The organism is Cellulomonas phragmiteti, from assembly GCF_016862775.1.
In the GTDB taxonomy this organism is placed as follows: domain Bacteria; phylum Actinomycetota; class Actinomycetes; order Actinomycetales; family Cellulomonadaceae; genus Cellulomonas; species Cellulomonas phragmiteti.
Genome location: NZ_BONP01000008.1, coordinates 60,790 through 80,927 on the forward strand (window position 1 = coordinate 60,790; position 20,138 = coordinate 80,927).

General features: G+C 73.9%; 18 protein-coding genes. 9 read left to right on the forward strand and 9 right to left on the reverse strand.

Annotated features, from left to right (window positions below):
* Window positions 1-27: 27 nt before the first annotated feature.
* Genes Cph01nite_RS08535 through Cph01nite_RS08550 form a run of 4 tightly spaced genes read right to left on the reverse strand, consistent with a single transcriptional unit; the run spans window position 28 to window position 3,497 of the window.
* Entirely contained in the window at window positions 28-609 is a 582-nt protein-coding gene (locus Cph01nite_RS08535; protein WP_239069142.1) for an SNARE-associated domain-containing protein, read from the reverse strand.
* Window positions 610-640: 31 nt separating this feature from the next.
* Window positions 641-1,612, reverse strand: coding sequence for a metal ABC transporter permease (locus tag Cph01nite_RS08540; protein WP_239069143.1), 972 nt, complete (start codon window positions 1,610-1,612; stop codon window positions 641-643).
* Entirely contained in the window at window positions 1,609-2,379 is a 771-nt protein-coding gene (locus Cph01nite_RS08545) for a metal ABC transporter ATP-binding protein (RefSeq protein ID WP_203673240.1), read from the reverse strand. The genes Cph01nite_RS08540 and Cph01nite_RS08545 overlap by 4 nt, the downstream gene beginning before the upstream one ends.
* Window positions 2,376-3,497 carry a metal ABC transporter substrate-binding protein gene (locus Cph01nite_RS08550; protein WP_203673241.1) on the reverse strand — a complete coding sequence of 374 codons (1,122 nt, stop codon included), beginning with the start codon at window positions 3,495-3,497 and terminating at the stop codon, window positions 2,376-2,378. The genes Cph01nite_RS08545 and Cph01nite_RS08550 overlap by 4 nt, the downstream gene beginning before the upstream one ends.
* 157 nt (window positions 3,498-3,654) lie before the next feature.
* Between Cph01nite_RS08550 and Cph01nite_RS08555 the strand changes: the two genes are divergently transcribed.
* The 3 genes from Cph01nite_RS08555 (at window position 3,655) to Cph01nite_RS08565 (ending at window position 7,496) form a co-directional block, all read left to right on the forward strand.
* Entirely contained in the window at window positions 3,655-5,043 is a 1,389-nt protein-coding gene (locus tag Cph01nite_RS08555) for a glycine--tRNA ligase (RefSeq protein ID WP_203673243.1), read from the forward strand.
* 91 nt (window positions 5,044-5,134) lie between these two features.
* Window positions 5,135-6,328 (forward strand): tRNA dihydrouridine synthase DusB, encoded by a 1,194-nt coding sequence (gene dusB, locus Cph01nite_RS08560; protein ID WP_275407393.1) that lies wholly within the window; start codon window positions 5,135-5,137, stop codon window positions 6,326-6,328.
* Window positions 6,329-6,401: 73 nt separating this feature from the next.
* On the forward strand, window positions 6,402-7,496 hold the full coding sequence (locus tag Cph01nite_RS08565; protein ID WP_203673431.1) for a carboxylate-amine ligase: 1,095 nt from the start codon (window positions 6,402-6,404) through the stop codon (window positions 7,494-7,496).
* A 67-nt stretch (window positions 7,497-7,563) separates the two neighbouring features.
* Here the strand turns inward: Cph01nite_RS08565 and Cph01nite_RS08570 are convergent, their stop codons facing one another.
* Window positions 7,564-9,270, reverse strand: a complete 1,707-nt coding sequence (locus tag Cph01nite_RS08570; protein ID WP_203673245.1) for a glycoside hydrolase family 13 protein — start codon at window positions 9,268-9,270, stop codon at window positions 7,564-7,566.
* A gap of 82 nt (window positions 9,271-9,352) precedes the next feature.
* Window positions 9,353-10,387: a LacI family DNA-binding transcriptional regulator gene (locus Cph01nite_RS08575; RefSeq protein WP_239069144.1), complete on the reverse strand. Its 1,035-nt coding sequence runs from the start codon at window positions 10,385-10,387 to the stop codon at window positions 9,353-9,355.
* Window positions 10,388-10,584: 197 nt separating this feature from the next.
* Here Cph01nite_RS08575 and Cph01nite_RS08580 point away from each other — a divergent pair, with 197 nt between their 5' ends.
* The 5 genes from Cph01nite_RS08580 to Cph01nite_RS08600 all read left to right on the forward strand — a co-directional run bounded on the left by Cph01nite_RS08580 (window position 10,585) and on the right by Cph01nite_RS08600 (window position 16,198).
* The gene (locus Cph01nite_RS08580) at window positions 10,585-11,817 is read left to right on the forward strand and encodes a sugar ABC transporter substrate-binding protein (RefSeq protein ID WP_203673247.1); all 1,233 of its coding nucleotides are present in this window, start codon (window positions 10,585-10,587) and stop codon (window positions 11,815-11,817) included.
* 116 nt (window positions 11,818-11,933) lie between these two features.
* Window positions 11,934-13,577 carry an ABC transporter permease subunit gene (locus tag Cph01nite_RS08585; protein WP_203673248.1) on the forward strand — a complete coding sequence of 548 codons (1,644 nt, stop codon included), beginning with the start codon at window positions 11,934-11,936 and terminating at the stop codon, window positions 13,575-13,577.
* Window position 13,578: 1 nt separating this feature from the next.
* Entirely contained in the window at window positions 13,579-14,493 is a 915-nt protein-coding gene (locus tag Cph01nite_RS08590; protein WP_203673249.1) for a sugar ABC transporter permease, read from the forward strand.
* Window positions 14,494-14,534: 41 nt separating this feature from the next.
* Window positions 14,535-14,912 (forward strand): hypothetical protein, encoded by a 378-nt coding sequence (locus Cph01nite_RS08595; protein WP_203673250.1) that lies wholly within the window; start codon window positions 14,535-14,537, stop codon window positions 14,910-14,912.
* Window positions 14,909-16,198, forward strand: a complete 1,290-nt coding sequence (locus Cph01nite_RS08600; RefSeq protein ID WP_203673251.1) for a deoxyguanosinetriphosphate triphosphohydrolase — start codon at window positions 14,909-14,911, stop codon at window positions 16,196-16,198. Before Cph01nite_RS08595 ends, Cph01nite_RS08600 begins: the two co-directional genes overlap by 4 nt.
* Window positions 16,199-16,217: 19 nt before the next feature.
* On the opposite strand, the gene Cph01nite_RS08605 is transcribed toward Cph01nite_RS08600, so the two are convergent.
* A complete protein-coding gene (locus Cph01nite_RS08605) occupies window positions 16,218-16,550 on the reverse strand; it encodes a YciI family protein (RefSeq protein ID WP_308439430.1) in 333 nt (110 codons plus the stop codon).
* 110 nt (window positions 16,551-16,660) lie between these two features.
* Here Cph01nite_RS08605 and dnaG point away from each other — a divergent pair, with 110 nt between their 5' ends.
* Window positions 16,661-18,610: a DNA primase gene (gene dnaG, locus Cph01nite_RS08610; protein ID WP_203673255.1), complete on the forward strand. Its 1,950-nt coding sequence runs from the start codon at window positions 16,661-16,663 to the stop codon at window positions 18,608-18,610.
* Window positions 18,611-18,624: 14 nt separating this feature from the next.
* On the opposite strand, the gene Cph01nite_RS08615 is transcribed toward dnaG, so the two are convergent.
* Window positions 18,625-19,419 (reverse strand): transglutaminase-like domain-containing protein, encoded by a 795-nt coding sequence (locus Cph01nite_RS08615; RefSeq protein WP_203673257.1) that lies wholly within the window; start codon window positions 19,417-19,419, stop codon window positions 18,625-18,627.
* A 290-nt stretch (window positions 19,420-19,709) separates the two neighbouring features.
* The gene (locus Cph01nite_RS08620; RefSeq protein WP_203673259.1) at window positions 19,710-20,123 is read right to left on the reverse strand and encodes a phage holin family protein; all 414 of its coding nucleotides are present in this window, start codon (window positions 20,121-20,123) and stop codon (window positions 19,710-19,712) included.
* Window positions 20,124-20,138: the final 15 nt, after the last annotated feature.

The following is a 20,138-nucleotide window of genomic DNA, read 5'->3' on the forward strand; positions in this document are numbered from 1 at the left end:
TGGCGGCCATCGGGTGCGGCCGCGCGGTCAGGTCGGGTCGTGCGCGGGGGCGAGGTCGGTGTCGGGCGGGGCGAGCTGCGGCTCGCGACGCCGCCGCGAGAGCGTGACGACGGTGGTGACCACGGCCGCGGCCGCCACCGCGAGCACGAGCAGGCCCCACGGCGACCCGGCGGCCAGGGCCAGCGCACCCCACACCGCGCCGATGCCGACCGTGCCCCAGGCGACCGCCCAGGCGGCGGCGCCCGGGACCGACGCGAGGGTGAAGCGCAGGTAGGGCATGCGCAGCAGCCCGGCCCCGGCGAAGACGGCCGTCTGCACCCCGACGGTCAGGTAGGCGAGCGTGACCGCGACCGGGCCCCACCGGTGGACGAGCGCGACGCCGCGCCGTGCGGACGGTGTGGCCGACATCCGCGCCGTCCGGTCGACGGTCCGCTGCCACCAGGCGGGCCCGTGCCGGTGCTCGCCCTCGAAGCGCGCACCGCGGGCGACACCGCGACCGGCCCAGTACGTCAGGTGCGAGCGGGCCATGACGATGCCGAAGAGGCTCAGCAGCGCGACGGCGACGGGGAGGCCGTCCAGCCCGTACGCACGCATCGCCTCGGTCGTCACGGCACGATCCTACGACGGGCGAAGGGTGGCCTTACCTGACCGAGGTCCCGGGCTCGCCGGCGGCGCTGCCGGCCGGGGTCGCGCAGTCGGGGTCCGAGGCCGGCACGACGACGTCGTCCGACATGTCGGGGTGCGGGTCGGAGTCGGCATGCCGGCGTGTGAGCAGCGGCTGCAGCACCGCGGCTGCCGCGTACACGACGATGGCCAGCACGACGATGGTCGCGCCGGGGGGGATGTCGCGCCAGTACGTCACGACGAGCCCGACGACGCTGACCGTCGTGCCGATGCCGCTGGCGACCGCCATCGTGCGCCCGAACGAGCGGGCGTAGAGCTGGGCGATCGCGACCGGCACGATCATCAGGGCGCTCACGAGCAGGACGCCCACGACGCGCATCGCGATGGTGACCGTGAGGGCGGCGAGGGTCGCGACGACCATCGACAGCAGCCGGACGGGCAGCCCGCTGGCGCGGGCGAACTCCTCGTCGTGGCTGACCGCGAACAGCGCGCCGCGCAGTCCGACGCCCACGCACAGCACGAGCACGGCGAGCGCCGCCGTCCACCACAGGTCCTGCGTCGACACGGTCGAGATCGACCCGAACAGGTAGCCCATGAGGCTGGCGTTGGTCCCGCCGGCGAGGTTCATGAGCAGCACGCCGCCGGCGATGCCGCCGTAGAACATGATCGCGAGGGCCAGGTCGCCGCTGGTGCGACCGCGTTCGCGCACGAGCTCGATGACGACCGAGCCCACGATCGCGGCGATGACCGCGCCCGGCACCGCGAGGGTGTCGGCCGGGGAGATGGCGGCCCAGCTGCCGACGAGCCAGCCGAGCGCGACACCCGTGAGCGCGACGTGCCCGACGCCGTCGCCCATGAGGGCCATGCGGCGCTGCACCAGGAAGGTGCCGACCACGGGAGCCGCGGCGCCGACCAGCACGGCCGCGATGATCGCCCGCTGCATGAGCGGCGAGCCCAGCATCGTCAGGACCTGCTCCCAGCCGGTCACGGGGCCACCTCCAGGGTGAGGTCCGGGCCCTCGAGCGGCTGCTCGGGGTCGGCGTGCGGGTGGGTGTGGTCGTGACCCGCCTCGCCGTGCTCGCCGCGCGCGGCGGGCGGTGGCCCGTCGTGCACGACCCGGCCGTGACGGAGCACGACGGCGCGGTCGATCAGGGGGGTGAACGCCCCGAGCTCGTGGAGGATGACGACGACGGTCGTGCCGGCGTCGCGCAGCCCGGACAGCGCCGCGACGAACGTCTCCTGCGTGGGGACGTCGACGCCGGACGTCGGCTCGTCGAGCACCAGCAGCGCCGGCTCGCGCACCAGCGCCCGGGCGATGAGCACGCGCTGCTGCTGCCCGCCGGACATCTCCTGGACGCGGCGGTCACGCAGGTGACCGACACCGAGCTTCTCGAGCGCCGCGGTGGCGCGTGCGCGGCGGTCGCGAGGCGGACGGAGCCGCCGGCCGTGCAGCAGCCCGGAGACCACGATCTCGAGGGCGGTGGCGGGCACCCCGCCACCGGCCGCCATGCGCTGGGGGACGTACCCGATCCGCTGCCAGGGCGTGGCGCGCCCCAACGGCTCGCCGAGGAGGTGCACCGAGCCGGCTGCCAGCGGCACGACGCCGAGCAGACCGCGGACGAGGGTGGACTTGCCGGAGCCGTTGGCACCCAGCAGCGCCAGCACCTGCCCGGACGGCACGGTCAGGTCCACGCCGCGCACGACGGGCCGCCCGCCGAGCACCACCTGGAGGTCGCTGGCGTCGATCGCGTTCACGAGCAGGACAATGCCACGCGCAGCGACTCGAGGTTGGTCCCGGCGATGGAGAAGTAGTCCTGCGTGTCGTCGACGAGGCCCTCCAGGGGGTCGAGGACCGCCGTGTCGACGCCGAGGTCGGCGGCCAGCGTCTCGGCGACCTTGGGCGACACGAGCGTCTCGAAGAAGATCGTCGTCACGCCCTCGGCCTCGACGATGCTCGCGACCTCGCGCAGCCGCGCCGGGGACGGCTCGGTCTCGGGGTCGATGCCGGAGATGCCGACCTGCCGGAGGTCGTAGCGGTGGGCGAGGTAGCCGAACGCCTCGTGCGTCGTGACCATGACGCGCCGCTCGCACGTCGCCAGCCCGGCCGCGTAGTCCGCGTCGAGCTCGGTGAAGCGCGCGGACAGCGCCTCGGCGTTCGCGCGGTAGGTGTCCGCTCCGCCGGGGTCGACCTCCGTGAGCGCGTCGGCGACGGCCTCGGCCACGGCGGGCATGCGGGACGGGTCGAGCCAGAAGTGCGGGTCGAGGCCGCCGTGGTCGTGGCCGTCGTGGTCCTCCGCGGCGTGGTCCTCGGTCGCGTGGTCGTCGGCCGTGTGCTCCTCGGTCGCGTGCTCCTCGGCTGCGTGCTCGTCGTCGTGACCGTGCTCGTCCTCGTGACCGTGCTCGTCGTGGCCGTGCCCGTCGTCCGTCGCGGTGTCGTCGGTCGGCACGTCCGCCGCCGGCGCCTCGGCGGCGGCCGGCTCCTCGTCGTGCCCCTCGTCCTCGGTCGTCAGGAGGTCGGCGTACCGGGTGGCGTCGACGACGTGCTCCGGCGAGGTCTGCTCGAGGGCGTCGTCGACCGCCGGCTGGAACCCCGACTGGTACACGACCAGCTGGGCCGCGCCGAGGGACGCGACCTGCGCCGGCGACAGCTCCAGCCCGTGGGGGTCGGACCCCGGCGGGGTCAGCGAGCTCGCCTCGACGCGCTCGCCCCCGACCTGCTCGACGACCATCTGCAGGGGGTAGAACGACGCGAGCACCCGCACGGTCTCGTCGTCCGCGGTGCCCGGCTCGGTGGCGGCGCAGGCCGTCAGCGCGAGGGCGGGAGCAGCGAGGGCGGCGACGACGGCGAGGGTACGGCGGGGGAACCTGGACATGAGATCAATTCTCAGTCCCAAGGAGAACCGTTGTCAAAACAGCCGGCGTGCGGTCGGGCCTCGCCGCTCCGGTCGGGTCCGCGCCGTTCGACCGATAGCCTGGGCCGTTGTCCCCGCGGCACCCAGCCGCGGGCATCCTCGACCCAGGAGATCCACCGTGGCTGCCGCACCCTCCCGTCTCGACTCCGTCGTCTCCCTCGCCAAGCGCCGGGGGTTCGTCTTCCCGAGCGGCGAGATCTACGGGGGTACGAGGTCCGCGTGGGACTACGGCCCGCTGGGCGTGGAGCTCAAGGAGAACATCAAGCGGCAGTGGTGGCGCGCGATGGTCACGAGCCGCGACGACATCGTCGGCCTCGACTCGTCCGTGATCCTGCCCCGTCAGGTCTGGGTCGCCTCGGGCCACGTCGGCGTGTTCACCGACCCGCTGACCGAGTGCCTGTCGTGCCACAAGCGCTTCCGTGAGGACCACCTCCTGGAGGACTTCGAGGCCAAGAAGGGCCGGGCACCGGAGACCGGGCTCGCGGAGATCGCCTGCCCCAGCTGCGGCAACCGCGGTCAGTGGACCGAGCCGCGCGACTTCAACATGATGCTCAAGACCTACCTCGGCCCCGTCGAGGACGAGTCCGGCCTGCACTACCTGCGGCCCGAGACCGCGCAGGGCATCTTCGTGAACTTCAAGAACGTCTACACCGCGGCGCGCATGAAGCCCCCGTTCGGCATCGGCCAGATCGGCAAGTCGTTCCGCAACGAGATCACGCCCGGCAACTTCATCTTCCGCACGCGCGAGTTCGAGCAGATGGAGATGGAGTTCTTCGTCGAGCCCGGCAGCGACGAGACGTGGCACCAGTACTGGATCGACACCCGCACCGACTGGTACGTCGACCTGGGCATCGACCGTGACAACCTCCGGCTCTACGAGCACCCGGCCGAGAAGCTGTCGCACTACTCCAAGCGCACCGTCGACATCGAGTACCGCTTCGGCTTCAGCGGCAGCGAGTGGGGCGAGCTCGAGGGCATCGCCAACCGCACCGACTTCGACCTCGGCACGCACGCGGAGCACTCGGGCCAGGACCTGTCGTTCTTCGACCAGGCCAAGAACGAGCGCTACGTGCCGTACGTCATCGAGCCGGCGGCCGGTCTGACCCGCTCGCTCATGGCGTTCCTCGTCGAGGCGTACACCGAGGACGAGGCGCCCAACACCAAGGGTGGCGTCGACACGCGCACGGTGCTCAAGCTCGACCCGCGCCTGGCGCCCGTCAAGGCCGCCGTGCTGCCGCTGTCGCGCAACGAGCAGCTGAGCCCCAAGGCGCGCGACCTCGCCGCCGAGCTGCGCCGCAGCTGGAACGTCGAGTTCGACGACGCGGGCGCGATCGGCCGGCGCTACCGCCGGCAGGACGAGATCGGCACGCCGTTCTGCATCACGGTCGACTTCGACACGCTCGACGACCAGGCCGTCACGATCCGCCACCGGGACGACATGTCCCAGGAGCGGGTCGCGCTCGACCAGGTCACCGGCTACCTCGCGCAGCGCCTCGTCGGGGCCTGAGGCCTCCCCCCCGGGTGCACGTCGACCGACGCGCACCCGGCGGGCCCGCCACCCGGGGGCCGCCCCGCGCCCGGTCGGGGACAATGGCTCCGTGCTCCCGACGACCGCCACCCCCGCCACGCCCGTCCCGGGTGCGCCGCCGGCGCTGCCGCCGCTGCGCATCGGCCCGATCACGGTCGGCACGCCCGTCGTCCTGGCGCCCATGGCCGGCATCACCAACGCGGCGTTCCGGCGCCTGTGCCGCGAGTCCGGTGCGGGGCTGTACGTCGCCGAGATGCTCACCAGCCGCGCGCTGGTCGAGCGCAGCCCGGAGTCGTTCCGCATCATCGCGTTCGAGCCGGACGAGGTGCCGCGCTCCGTGCAGGTCTACGGCGTCGACCCCGCCACGGTGGGGGCGGCCGTGCGCCTGCTCGTCGAGGAGGACCGCGCCGACCACGTCGACCTCAACTTCGGCTGCCCGGTGCCCAAGGTCACCCGCAAGGGCGGGGGAGCGGTGCTCCCGTGGAAGCGGGACCTGTTCGCCGCGATCGTGCGCGCCGCCGTGGACGCCGCGCGCCCGGCGGGCGTCCCGGTGACCGTGAAGATGCGCAAGGGCATCGACGAGGACCACCTCACGTACGTCGAGGCGGGCCTGACCGCGCAGGACGCGGGCGTCGCGGCCGTCGCGCTGCACGGGCGCACGGCCGCCGACTACTACTCCGGCACGGCCGACTGGGACGCGATCGCGACCCTCAAGCAGGCCGTCACCGACATCCCCGTGCTCGGCAACGGCGACATCTGGTCGGCCGAGGACGCCCTGGCGATGGTCGCGCACACCGGGTGCGACGGCGTCGTCGTCGGCCGCGGGTGCCAGGGGCGGCCCTGGCTGTTCGCGGACCTCGCTGCCGCGTTCGCCGGCTCCGACGTGCGCGTGCGCCCGGGGATGGCCGACGTCGCGCGCGTCGTGCGGCGCCACGCGGAGCTCATGGTCGACCACTTCGCCGACGAGTCCAAGGCGCTGCGCGAGATGCGCAAGCACATGGCCTGGTACTTCAAGGGCTACGTGGTCGGCGGGGAGCTGCGCGCGCGGCTCGGGCTGGTGTCCTCGCTCGTCGAGCTGGACGACCTGCTCGCCGAGCTCGACCTCGACCAGCCGTACCCGGGCGACGCGGCCGAGGGGCCCCGGGGGCGGGCGGGGTCGCCCAAGCGGCCGATCCTGCCGTACGGCTGGCTCGACTCGCGGGAGCTGTCGGACGACTTCCGGCGCGACCTGCACGAGGCCGAGCTGTCCGTCTCGGGCGGCTGACCGCCGGACGGCGCGCGGCGCGCTCGACGCGCGCGGCGGGCCCGCGGGCTGCAGACTTCACCGCGTGCGAACCATGGGCGTCGAGGAGGAGTACCTGCTGGTCGACTCGGGCGGGGTGCCGTCCGGCGTGGCCGACGCGGCCGTGCGCGCGCACGAGCGCAGCGGCGGCGAGGCCGCGGACGAGGGCCCCCCGGGGGGTGGCCTCGAGCACGAGCTGCAGGAGCAGCAGGTCGAGACCGGGACCCACCCGTGCCTCGAGCTGACCGACCTGGCGGCCGAGGTCCGCGACGGCCGTGCCCGCGCCGCGAGCGCCGCGCGGCAGGCCGGTGCCCACCTCGCGGCGCTCGCGACCTCGCCGATGCCGGGACCGACCACGCTGACGCACGGCGCCCGCTACGAGGCGCTCGCGCAGGCGTACGCCCTCACGGTGCGCGACCAGCTGACCAGCGGGTGCCACGTGCACGTCTCGGTGGCCGACGACGACGAGGGTGTCGCCGTGCTCGACCGCATCGGCCCGTGGTTGCCGGTGCTGCTCGCCCTGAGCGTGAACTCCCCGTACTGGCGTGGCGAGGACACCGGCTACTTCTCGATCCGCTCGCAGATGTGGAACCGCTGGCCGACCGCCGGGCCGACGGCTCCCTTCGGCAGCGCGCAGGCGTACCGCGACACCGTGGCCGGGCTGATCGCCACGGGAGTGGCCCTGGACCCCGCGATGATGTACTTCGACGCGCGGCTGTCACCGCGCTACCCGACGGTGGAGATCCGCGTCGCGGACGTGTGCCTGCGCGCCGACGACGCCGTGCTCGTCGCCGCGCTGAGCCGCGCCCTGGTCGAGACCGCGGCGCGGCAGGCCGCGGACGGGGTTCCCCCGGGCCACACCCGGGTCGAGCCGCTGCGTGCAGCCACGTGGCGCGCGGGACGCTCCGGGCTGTCGGGCGACCTGCTCGTGCCCCCCGCGCTGACACCCGTCCCGGCGCGCGACGCCGTCGCGGCGCTGCTGGACCACGTGCGGCCCGCCCTGACGGACAGCGGCGACCTCGCGTCCGTGCAGGACCTGCTCGGCCGGCTGTGGCAGCGGGGGACGGGCGCCGACGAGCAGCGCGCCTGGGCCCGCGAGGGCGGGCTCCCCGGGGTGGTGGAGCAGGCGGTGGCCGCCACCGTCGCGTGAGACCCGCGGCGACCCGGGCGCGCGACCGCCCGGGCCGTCCTCCGGTCGAGGGTCCGGTCGCGCGTCCTCAGGACGCGCGGAGCCACACGGTGGTCCCGGCAGGCAGCACGGCACCGGCGACCGGGCCGGACGCCAGCAGGACGTGCAGGTGCGCGGGCAGCGGGACGTCGGTCTGGCCGAGGTTGGCGACCACGTCGACGTCGCCGTTGCGGAACGCGAGCACGTGCTCGCCCGCCGGCTCGGTCAGCCACTGCAGGCCGCCCGAGCCCAGCCGCTCGGCGCGGCGCAGCCGCAGGGCCTCGCGGTAGAGCTCGTAGGTCGACCCGGCGCGCCCCCGCTGGCGGTCGAGCGCGAGGTCCGCCCAGCCCTCCGGCTGCGGGAGCCAGCTCGCACCCGTGGGGGAGAACCCCAGCGCGGGCGCGTCACCGTCCCAGGGCAGCGGCACGCGGCAGCCGTCACGTCCGCGCTCCGCCCCGCCGGTCCGGGCGTACGCGGGGTCCTGGCGCAGGTCGTCGTCGAGGGCCGTGTGGTCGGGCAGCCCGAGCTCCTCACCCTGGTAGAGGTACGCGGATCCTGGCAGGCCCAGCATGAGCAGCGTGGCGGCGCGGGCACGGTGCAGCCCCAGCGTGGCGTCCGGCTGCTCGTCGTCGTGGCCGATGCCGTTGGGGCGGTGCGTCGGGTCGGCCAGGCCGAGGCGGGAGGCGTGCCGCACGACGTCGTGGTTCGACATCACCCACGTCGTCGGCGCACCGACGGCGTCGTTGGCCGCGAAGGAGGCGGTGATGACCCGGCGGAGGGACGGCGCGTGCCAGCCGGCGGCGAGGAAGGCGAAGTTGAAGGCCTGGTGCATCTCGTCGGGGCGCACGTACCGCGCCAGGCGCGACAACGGCTCGACCCAGGCCTCGGCGACCATCGCACGGTCGCCGTCGTACGTGTCCAGCACCCGACGCCACGCCCGGTAGATCTCGTGCACGCCGTCCTGGTCGAACATCGGGCCGCGGTTGCCCGAGCCGGTGACGGCGTCCGTGTCGTCCGCGCCGTCGATCATCGCGACGTGCCCGTCCCAGTCGGGCAGGCCCGGTGCCTTGACCATGCCGTGGGCGACGTCGACGCGGAACCCGTCGACCCCGCGGTCCAGCCAGAACCGCAGGACGTCCTCGAACTCGGCCCGCACCTCGGGGTTCTGCCAGTCGAGGTCGGGCTGCTTGCTGTCGAACAGGTGCAGGTACCACTGGCCGGGCGTGCCGTCGGGGTCGGTGGTCCGGGTCCAGGCCGGGCCGCCGAAGATCGACTCCCAGTTGTTGGGCGGCAGCTCGCCGTGCTCGCCCCGTCCCTCGCGGAACAGGTAGCGGGCGCGCTCGGGGGACCCGGGCCCGGCGGCGAGCGCGGCCCGGAACCACACGTGCTCGTCGGACGTGTGGTTGGGCACGAGGTCGACGACGACGCGCAGCCCGAGATCGTGCGCCCGTGCGATGAGCGCGTCGGCGTCGGCGAGCGTGCCGAACAGCGGGTCGACGTCGCGGTAGTCGGCGACGTCGTACCCCGCGTCGGCCTGCGGCGAGCGGTAGAAGGGCGAGAGCCACACGGCGTCGACGCCGAGCTCGACGAGGTGGTCGAGGTGCGCGGTGACGCCGGGCAGGTCACCGATGCCGTCGCCGGACGCGTCGGCGAACGAGCGCGGGTACACCTGGTAGATCACGGCGTGGCGCCACCACTGCCCGTCGGTGTCGGGGCGGTGGGCCACCGCGTCGGTCGGGAGGGCGTCGGGGGTCACGTGGAGCCTTCCTGGGTGGGGGCGGGAACGGGGGCGGGCGCGCCGCCGGTGGGCGCGCGGGCGTCGCCGACCGCGGGACGGGTCAGAGGGCGGCGGGTGTCGCGGCGGCCGCCGGCGCGCTGCCGGTCGAGCCGCGCACCACCAGCTCGGGGTGGAACAGCAGCTCGGCTCGGGCCGCGCGCGTGCCGGTGATCTCGGCGACGAGCGCGGACACGGCGGCGTGGCCCATCGCGGAGACCGGCTGGCGCACGGTCGTCAGCGGCGGGTCGGTGAACGCGATGAGCGGGGAGTCATCGAACCCGACGACCGACACGTCCTCCGGGACCCGCAGGCCGAGCGTGCGGGCGGCGCGGACGGCGCCGAGCGCCATGAGGTCGGAGCCGCACACGACCGCCGTGTGACCGGAGGTGATGAGCTCGGTGGCGGCCGCCTGCCCGCCCTCGACGGTGAACAGGGTGGACACCACGTGCGCGTCGGCGTCGGAGGCCCCGGTGAGCTTCTCGAGGAGCGCGGCGAAGGCGTCGCGCTTGCGCTGCGAGGGGACGAACCGCGTGGGCCCGATGGCGAGCCCGATCGCGCGGTGGCCGAGGGAGTACAGGTGGCGCAGCGCCTGGTCCATGGCGGCGGTGTCGTCGGTCGACACCGCGGGCGCGTCCACGCCCTCGGCGAAGCCGTTGACGAGCACGAGCGGCACCCCGCGGCCGCGCAGCCGGTGGTAGCGGTCCTTGCTGGCCGTCGTGTCGGCGTGCAGCCCGGAGACGAAGACGATCCCGTCGACCCCGTGGTCCATGAGGAGCTCGACGTACTGGTCCTCGGTGGTCCCGCCGGGGGACTGCGTGCACAGCAGCGGCGTGTACCCCCGGTCGCCCAGCATCGTCTCGATGACCTGCGCGAACGCCGGGAACACCGGGTTGGTGAGCTCGGGGACGACGAGCCCGATCAGTCCGGCCGACCGCATCCGCAGCTTCTCGGGCCGCTCGTAGCCCAGCATGTCGAGCGCCGTCAGGACGGCCTGGCGTGCTTGTGCGGACACGCCCGGCTTGCCGTTGAGCACGCGCGACACCGTCGCCGTGCTCACCCCGGCCTGCTCGGCCAGGTCGGTCAGTCGTGTGCGCACAGAGGGCAGCGTAGTCGGGGCCACCGGACCTCCTCGTCCTCCGCACGGTGGCCGTGCGGCGCTCGACTGAAAGTGTTGCCTGAAAGTTACCGTAACGATTTGCGGCAGGGCCTGCAACGCGCTTAACGTCGCCGGCACGGGCCGATGGCGGTGCTGCACCGGGCGTCGGACACGGTCACGACAACAGGAGACGAACGATGCGACGAGGCATCCCGGCCGCTGCGATGACGCTCGGCCTCGCGCTGGCGCTCACGGCGTGCGGCGGAACCAGTGACGACACCTCAGGCGGCGCGACCGCCGACCCGACCTCGGGCGGCTCCGGGGGGAGCCTGGTCGTGTGGGTCGACGAGACGCGCCAGGCGGCGGTCGAGAAGGCCGCCGCGGCGTTCGAGGACGAGAACGACGTCGACGTCGAGCTCGTGCTCAAGAACTACGAGGACATCCGCGCCGACTTCCTCGCGCAGGTGCCCACGGGCGAGGGTCCCGACCTGACGGTCGGCGCGCACGACTGGCTGGGGGAGCTGACGACCAACGGCGTCGTGGCCCCCATCGAGCTCGGCGACCGGACCGCCGACTTCGAGGAGGTCGCCGTCCAGGCGTTCACGCAGGACGGTCAGGTCTACGGCCTGCCCTACGCCATCGAGAACATCGCCCTGATCCGCAACACCGCGCTCGCCGCGCAGGCCCCGGCCACGTGGGACGACGCGGTGGCCGCGGGCCGGGCGGCCGGGGTGACGTACCCGGTGCTCCTCCAGACGGGCACCGACGGCGACCCCTACACGTACTACCCGCTCCAGACCTCCTTCGGAGCCCCCGTCTTCGTCCAGAACGACGACGGCTCGTACACCTCGGAGCTCGCGATGGGCGGTGAGCCGGGCCACGCGTTCGCGACCTGGCTGCAGGCGCAGGGCCAGGCGGGCGTGCTCTCGACGGACATCACGTACGACATCGCGGTCGAGGCCTTCAAGAACGGCGAGTCACCGTTCATCATCGGCGGACCGTGGATGCTCGAGCAGTTCGCGGACCTCGAGCTGGCCATCGACCCGATCCCGTCGGCCGGCGGGCAGCCGGCCCAGCCGTTCGTGGGGGTGCAGGGCTTCTACGTCTCGGCGCAGAGCGACAACGCGCTGCTGGCGAACGACTTCCTCGTGAACTACATCGCGACGGACGAGGCCCAGCTCGCCCTCTACGAAGCCGGCAGCCGTCCGCCGGCGCTGCGGTCCGCCGCGCAGACGGCGTCGGCCGACCCGATCACCGCAGGTTTCGCCGCGGTCGGGGCGGAGGCCGTGCCGATGCCGTCGATCCCGGAGATGGGCTCGGTCTGGGCCTTCTGGGGCGTGACGCAGGCGAACGTCATCGGCGGGACGGGTGAGCCCGTCGCCGCCTGGGACAAGATGGTCGCCGACATCCAGAGCGCGATCGGGTCCTGACCCGCCACCGGCCGCGCTGCGCCACGTGCGCGGCGCGGCCGGCACCAGGGCGCCCCGGCCGGGGCGCCACCTTCCCGGCGCAACGACGCGCCGACCCGACGCACGGAAGGCGCTCGATGTCCACGCACCGCACCCTCGCCGAGGACGGCACCGGCCCCAGCGGGGCACGGGGCGCACCGCCGGGGCCACCGCCACGAACGACGGGCGGCCGCGGCCGGCCCGGTCGGCCCGCGGTCCGCCCGGGCACCCTCGTGAAGATCGCCCTCATGGCCGTCGTCAACGCGCTCGGCGTCTTCGGGATCCTCGCTGCGTGGCGCGAGGGCCACCTGGGGATCCTCGCGTCGATGGTCGCCCTCGTCGTCGTGGCGGACTGGGTCTACTTCTCCCGGCGCACCCTGCCGCTGAAGTACGTGCTGCCCGGGCTCGCGTTCCTGCTCGTCTACCAGGTCTACGTCGTGGGCTACACGGGGTGGGTCGCGTTCACCAACTACGGCGACGGGCACAACTCGACCCAGGAGGACGCGGTCGCGGCGCTCCTCATGCAGAACGAGCGCCGCGTCGAGGGGTCCGCCACGTACCCCCTGACCGTGGTGGAGCGCGGCGGTGAGCTCGGCTTCGCCGTCGTCGAGGACGGCGTGGCCCTGGTCGGCACCGCCGAGGAGCCGCTGGCCGTCGCGCAGGACGCGACCGTCGACGACGGCCGCGTGACCGAGGTGCCGGGCGCGACGGTCCTCGGGCGTCAGGAGGTCCTCGAGCGCCAGGCCGACGTGACGGCCCTGCGGGTCGCGCTGTCGGACGACCCCAACGACGGGTCCGTGCGGACGCAGGACGCGCGCACGGGCTTCGTGTCGGTGCCGTCGCTCGTCTGGGACGCGGCCGCGGACACGATGACGGACGTCACGACCGGCACGGTGTACCGCGCGACCTCCGACGGCTGGTTCCGGGCCGACGACGGGCAGCGGCTCAACGTCGGGTGGCGCGTCATGGTGGGCTTCGACAACTTCGCCACCGCGTTCGGCGACGAGCGCTACGCCGGGCCGTTCCTGCGGATCCTCGCGTGGACCTTCGCGTTCGCGATCCTGTCGGTCGTCTCGACGTTCCTGCTCGGGCTGTTCCTGGCCATCACGTTCAACGACACCCGGCTGCGCGGGCGCCGGGTCTACCGGACCCTGCTGATCCTGCCGTACGCGATCCCGGGGTTCCTGGCCGCGCTGCTGTGGTCCGGGATGCTCAACAGGTCCTACGGGTTCGTCAACCAGGTGCTGCTCGGCGGCGCGGCGGTCCCGTGGCTCACCGACCCCTGGCTGGCGAAGCTGTCCGTGCTCGGCGTCAACCTGTGGCTCGGGTTCCCGTACATGTTCCTCATCTGCACCGGCGCCCTGCAGTCGCTGCCCGGTGACGTGCTGGAGGCGGCCAAGGTCGACGGCGCGAGCGGGTGGCGCACCTGGCGCTCCGTGGTGCTGCCGCTGCTGCTCATCGCGACGTCACCGCTGCTCATCTCCTCGTTCGCCTTCAACTTCAACAACTTCACCCTGATCTACATGCTCACGGGCGGCGGCCCCCGGTTCGCCGACGCGTCCGTGCCGCTGGGTCACACGGACATCCTCATCTCGATGGTCTACTCCGTGTCCGGCCTCGACGGCACGGCGGCCAAGAACTACGGCCTGGCCAGTGCGCTGTCGATCGTCATCTTCCTCATCGTCGCGACCATCTCCGCGATCACCTTCAAGCGGACGAAGCAGTTCGAGGAGATCACCTGACATGGCCACCACCGACCTCACGCGCCCGTCCGGCTCGTCCCGCACGTCCGCGCGCTCCGAGCCGCGCATGCGCCCCCACCGCTGGTTCGTCGAGCTCGGCTGGCGGCACCTCGTCGGCGTCGTCGCCGTGGTGTACGCGGCCTTCCCGATCGTCTACGTCGTCTCCGCCTCGCTGTCCTCCCGCGGCACGCTCACGGGGTCCAACCGGCTGTTCTCCTCCGTGGGCCCGGCCAACTACGAGGCCCTCGGCGGCACGCTGTTCTGGACGTGGCTCGCCAACTCCCTGCAGATCGCCGTCGCGACCGGGGCCGGGACCGTGCTGATGGGGGCGGCCGCCGCGTACGCGTTCTCGCGGTTCCGCTTCACCGGGCGGCGCGGCGGCCTGACCGCGCTGCTCATCATCCAGATGTTCCCGCAGATGCTCGCCTTCGTCGCGATCTTCCTGCTGCTCATCACGCTCGGGAACGTGGTGCCCGCCCTCGGGCTGAACAGCAAGCTCGCGCTGGTCGCGGTGTACCTGGGCGGGGCGCTCGGGGTGAACACGTTCCTCATGTACGGGTTCTTCAACACCGTCCCGCGCGAGCTCGACGAGGCTGCCAAGATCGACGGCGCCACGCACGCCCAGACCTACTGGACGATCATCCTGCGGCTCGTCACCCCGATCCTCGCCGTCGTCGCCCTGCTGTCCTTCATCGCGACGTTCGGCGAGTTCATCATCGCCCGTCTCGTGCTGCAGTCGGAGCGCAGCTGGACCGTGGCGGTCGGGCTCTACGGCTGGGTGTCCTCGCTGCTCGAGGCCAACTGGGGGCTCTTCGCGGCCGGTGCCGTCATCTCGGCGCTGCCCGTCCTGCTGCTGTTCCTCTTCCTGCAGAAGTACATCGTCGGTGGGCTGACGGCCGGGTCGGTCAAGGGCTGAGGTGCACCCCCCGGCCCGTGCGGCGCCTCTACGATGACCCCGTGGGTCCGGAGCGCAGCGCCGTCGAGCGGCGTGCGCGATGGTGGGTCGAGCCGGTCGTGTCGTCGGCGCTCACGGCCGCGGGCCTCGCGGCCGTGTGGCTGCTCGCGGTGCCGCGCGAGGCGGTGTGCCCCGCCATCTACCCGCCGCCCGCCGGGTGCACCACGGCGGACCGGGTCGGGACGGCCACGGCGTGGACGCTCGCCCTCGTCGCCGTGTGGGCCGTGACCCTCGCCACGGCGCGCCTGCGGGGGCGCACGATCCCCTCGCTGCTCGTCGCCGTGACGATCGTGCTGTGCCTCGCGGCCTACGTGGGCACGCTGTACTCCACGGGCTTCGTCCTCGGCCAGGCGCCCGGCGCCCCTACCCTGGGCACGTGACAGCGCTCGACCCCCTGCCCCGCGACGTCGACGGGTACGCCGACGCCGACCGCGAGCGCTGGGTCGCGGAAGGCGAGAAGTCGCGCGAGCGCACCCCGTTCGAGCGTGACCGCGCGCGCATCGTGCACTCGTCGGCGCTGCGCCGGCTCGGTGCCAAGACCCAGGTGCTGGGGCCCTCGTCGGACGACTTCGTGCGCACGCGCCTGACCCACACCCTCGAGGTCGCGCAGGTCGGCCGCGAGCTCGGCAAGGCCCTCGGCTGCGACCCCGACGTCGTCGACACCGCCTGCCTCGCGCACGACCTGGGGCACCCGCCGTTCGGGCACAACGGCGAGCGCGCGCTGGCCGAGCTCGCCCGGGGGATCGGCGGCTTCGAGGGCAACGCGCAGACCCTGCGCCTCCTGACGCGCCTCGACCCGAAGGTCGTCGCCCCGGACGGGCGCTCGGTGGGCCTCAACCTCACGCGCGCCAGCCTCGACGCGTCGGTGAAGTACCCGTGGCGCTACGGGCAGGGACCGATCAGCCCGGCCAGCGGACGACCGACCCACAAGTTCGGTGTCTACGAGGACGACCTGCCGGTGTTCACGTGGCTGCGCGCCGACGCGCCCGACACGCGCAAGTGCCTCGAGGCACAGGTCATGGACCTCGCCGACGACATCTCGTACTCGGTGCACGACGTCGAGGACGCGGTCGTGGGGGGCCGGCTCGACCTGGGGGTCCTGACCCGGCCCGACGAGCGGGCCCGCGTCGTCGAGGCCGTGGACACGTGGTACGGGGCCCAGGTCACCGCCGCCGAGCTGTCCGCCGCGATGGACCGGCTCGTGGCGGCACGGCTGTGGGAGCCGGGGTTCGACGGGTCGCGCCGGGCGCTCGCGGTGCTCAAGGACGCCACCAGCCAGCTCATCGGGCGGTTCGCCAAGGCGGCGCAGCAGGCGACCCGGGCGCGGTACGGCGACGGACCGCTGACCCGCTACGGCGCCGAGCTCGTCGTCCCCCACGAGACGCTCGCCGAGATCCTCGTCCTCAAGGGCCTGGCCGTCGCGTACGTCATGGCCCCGCGCGAGCTCGAGCCGCTGTACCAGCGCCAGCGCGAGATCCTCACCGACCTCGTGGCCGTGCTGGCGGACCGCGGCGCCGACGCCCTCGAGCCGCCGTTCGCCGTGGACTGGCGCGCGGCCGACGACGACGCGCAGCGGCTGCGCGTCGTCGTCGACCAGGTCGCCTCGCTCACCGACGTGTCGGCGGTCGAGGTGCACGGCCGGCTCGTCCGTCCGCGGCGCCACTGACGCGCGGTCGGCGCCCGGTTCAGTCGCCCGTGTCCAGGGGCCAGAACGGCCGGACCTCGACGCGGCCCGCACGGGCCATCGGGTGCGCCGCGGCGATCGCGACGGCCTCGTCGAGGTCGGCCGCCTCGATGACGTCGTAGCCCGCGATCTGCTCGCGGGTCTCGGCGAACGGACCGTCCGTCAGCACCACCCGGTCGCCGCGCCGGCGCACGGTCGTCGCGGCCTCCACCGGCCGCAGGCGGTTGCCGTGGTGGCGCATGCCGCGCCCGTCGACGTCCGCGACCCACTCCTCGATCGTCAGGTCGTCGGGCGCGGCGTCCTCGCCGTCGGGGTCGGTGCAGATGAAGAGCATGTACTCCACGTCGTCCTCCTCGTGTCGTGCGGGCGGGATCCCACCCGTCAGCGCCATGACGCCCGGCCCGCAGGACATTCGACATCACGCGGGCGCCTAGACTCACGCCCGTGGCCGGACGGATTCTGCGGGAGGACGTGGAGGCCGTCCGCGAGCGTGTCCGGATCGAGGAGGTCGTCGGGGCGCACGTCGCGCTGCGGCCCGCGGGCGTGGGCTCGCTCAAGGGCCTGTGCCCCTTCCACGACGAGCGGTCGCCGTCGTTCCACGTGCGGCCCCAGGTCGGGCGGTACCACTGCTTCGGCTGCGGCGAGGGCGGTGACGTCATCGCGTTCGTGCAGAAGGTGGACGGACTGGGCTTCACCGACGCCGTCGAGTACCTCGCCTCCCGCGCCGGCATGCAGCTGCGGTACGAGGAGGGCGGCGGGCCCTCGCGCCCCGGTGAGGAGCCGGGCCGCCGGCGACGGCTCCTGGACGCGCACCGCATCAGCGAGGAGTTCTTCCGCGAGCAGCTGGTCACCCCGCAGGCCGCGGCCGCGCGAGCATTCCTCGCGGAGCGGGGGTTCGACCGGTCGGCGGCCGAGGACTTCGGCGTGGGGTTCGCCCCCCAGGGGTGGGACGCGCTGCTGCGCCACCTGCGCGGGCGCGGCTTCACCGAGGCCGAGCTGACGGCGTCGGGCCTGGTCAGCCAGGGCCAGCGCGGCATCTACGACCGGTTCCGCGGGCGCCTGGTCTGGCCGATCCGCGAGGTCACGGGGGAGACGGTCGGTTTCGGTGCGCGTCGGCTCTTCGAGGACGACAACGGGCCCAAGTACCTCAACACCCCCGAGACCCCGCTGTACCGCAAGTCGCACGTGCTCTACGGCATCGACCTGGCCAAGCGGGAGATCGCCCGCGAGAAGCAGGTCGTCGTCGTCGAGGGCTACACCGACGTCATGGCGATGCACCTGTCGGGCGTGCGCACCGCGGTGGCCACGTGCGGGACGGCCTTCGGCCCGGACCACGCGCGGATCGTGCGTCGGCTCGTCGGGGACAGCGGGGGAGCGAGCGGCGTCCAGCTGGCCGGCGGCTCGTCGGTGGGCGGCGAGATCGTCTTCACGTTCGACGGCGACGCGGCCGGGCAGAAGGCCGCGCTGCGCGCGTTCGGTGAGGACCAGGCGTTCTCGGCGCAGACGTTCGTGGCGGTCGAGCCGTCGGGCATGGACCCCTGCGAGCTGCGCCAGGAGCGCGGCCCGGACGCGGTGAGCGCGCTGGTCGCGTCGCGGCAGCCGCTGTTCGAGTTCGTGATCCGTTCGACGCTCGCCGCGCACGACCTGACGACGGCCGAGGGGCGGGTCGGCGCGCTGCGGGCCGCCGCGCCCGTGGTCGCCGGCATCCGCGACTCGGCGCTGCGCCCGGAGTACGAGCGACTCCTGGCGGGGTGGCTCGGCATGGACGACGTCTCCGGGGTGCGGCGCACGGTCGCCGACGCCTCGCGCCGGGTCGCGCGCGCCGGGTCGCGCCCCGGTGAGGCACGGCGTGCGGGTCACGCCCCCGCCGACGACGCGACGCCCGTCCCGGTCGTGCGCATGGCCGCACCGGACCGTCGCGACCCGGTCGCGCAGGTCGAGCGGACGGCGCTGGAGGTGGTGCTGCAGCACCCGACCCTCGTCCCGCCGGAGTTCGACGCCCTCGCGCCGGACGCGTGCACCGCGCCGGCCTACCGCGCGGTGCACGAGGCCGTGCGCGCTGCCGGCGGCATCGTCACCGCCACCGACGTCGTCGCCCGCGGCGGCGAGTCCGCCTGGGTCGGGGCCGTGGTCGACGCGGCCGCGGAGCCCGTGCGTGCCCTGCTCACCGAGCTGTCGGTGGCCCCGTTGCCCGAGGACCGTCCCGACGCCCTGCCCGCGTACGTGCGCGGAGTGGTGATGCGGCTCGTCGACGTCGGCCTCACGCGGCGGGTCGCGGACGTCCGCGGACGGCTGCAGCGGCTCGGTGCCGACGCCGACGCGGCCGAGCAGAGGGCGCTGCTGGGCGAGCTCCTGGAGCTCGAGGCGCAGCGCCGCACGCTGCGGCCCGCCTGACGCCGTCCGCGCGCTCAGCGCAGGGCGACGAGCCCGGTGCCGTCGTCCTGCACGGCGGTGTCGGTCACGGCCGTGACCGTCATCGACCGCAGGCGCAGGCTCCCGCCGTAGGAGGACAGGAACGCGGTGTCCGTGGCGTCGCGGCCCGTGGCGATCCGCAGCAGCGACTGGCGCGGGGCCAGGTGCGTCGCGTCGACGACGTGCCACCCGCCCTCCAGGTACGCCTCGGCGACGGCGTGGAAGTCCATCGGCTTGAGGCCCGGGGCGTACGCCGACGCGAGGCGCGCCGGCACGTCGCAGGCCCGCAGCAGCGCCACCACGAGGTGGGCGAAGTCCCGGCACACCCCGCGCCGCTTGAGGAGCGTGTCCGTGGCACCGTCCGTCGGCAGGCTCGACCCGGACAGGTAGGTGACGTGCCGGCTCACCCAGGTGACCACGGCGTCGAGCAGCTCGGCGCCCGCGAGGTGGCGGAACTGGTCGCGGGCGAACGCCAGCAGCCGGTCGGACTCCGCGTACCGGCTGGGCCGGCGGTACTCGACGAGGTCCACGTCCTCGACCGGGGGCACGGGGCCCTGGCCCGTCACGGTGGCCTGGTAGTCGATGACGACCCGGCCCGCGGGAGCCAGGATGCGGTGCACCCGCCCGCCGTGGGGGGACTTGATCTCCTGCACGTCGAGAGGAGCGTCGTCGGAGCGCGCGAGCATCAGCTCGGTCCGCTCGAACGGTCCGTCCGCGACGGCCACGCAGAGCAGGAGCTCGAGCGGCGTGTGCACGTCGAGCGAGAGGTGGGCAGCCACGGAGCGCAGCACGGACGACGCATCCTTCCCCGGCCAGGACGGGCCGGACGACGGGTGGTGACAGGGGACGGCGGAGCGACGGACGTGGCGCCGGGCCGCGGGGTCGACGACTCGTCCGGGAACCGGTCGGCGATGCCGGGAGGCGCCCGGACGGGGCACGGTGAAGCGGGGGACGAAGCGGTGAGGAGGTCCCGGGGCGAGCGGGATCGAGGCAAGTGTGAGGCTCGTGGGGGCGTTCGTCCAGCCCCTCCTGCGGGCGAGGTGTCGTCGCAGGTCAGGGACTCGCTGCGGGTGCCCGCAGGTCAGTCCGCGGCCGGCGCCGGGGTGGTCCCGGCACGGCGTCGGGAACGCTTCTCGCGCAGCAGCACCAGCGGGAGCAGGAACGTCGCGAGCGCGGTGACGACCCAGACGACGATCGTCGCGAGCACCCACGTCGAGGTGCCGCTGATCCGCAGGCCCTCGGTGAGCAGCCGGGCGAGCAGCAGCGCGACGAACGTCGAGACCAGGCCGATGCCGCCGAGGAACGCCGGCGCGTACCGACTGCTCATCCGGAAGACGAACGGCGCGAGCACCGACTGCGCGACGGCGAAGACCAGCACGGTGACGACGAACCCCGATACGGTGACCGTGACGCCGTCGAGCACGGCCGCCGCGCCCAGCAGCCCGAGGGCGGCGGAGGCGAGGAAGATCAGCGTGCGGATCAGCAGCCGGACCACGAGGCCAACGTAGAC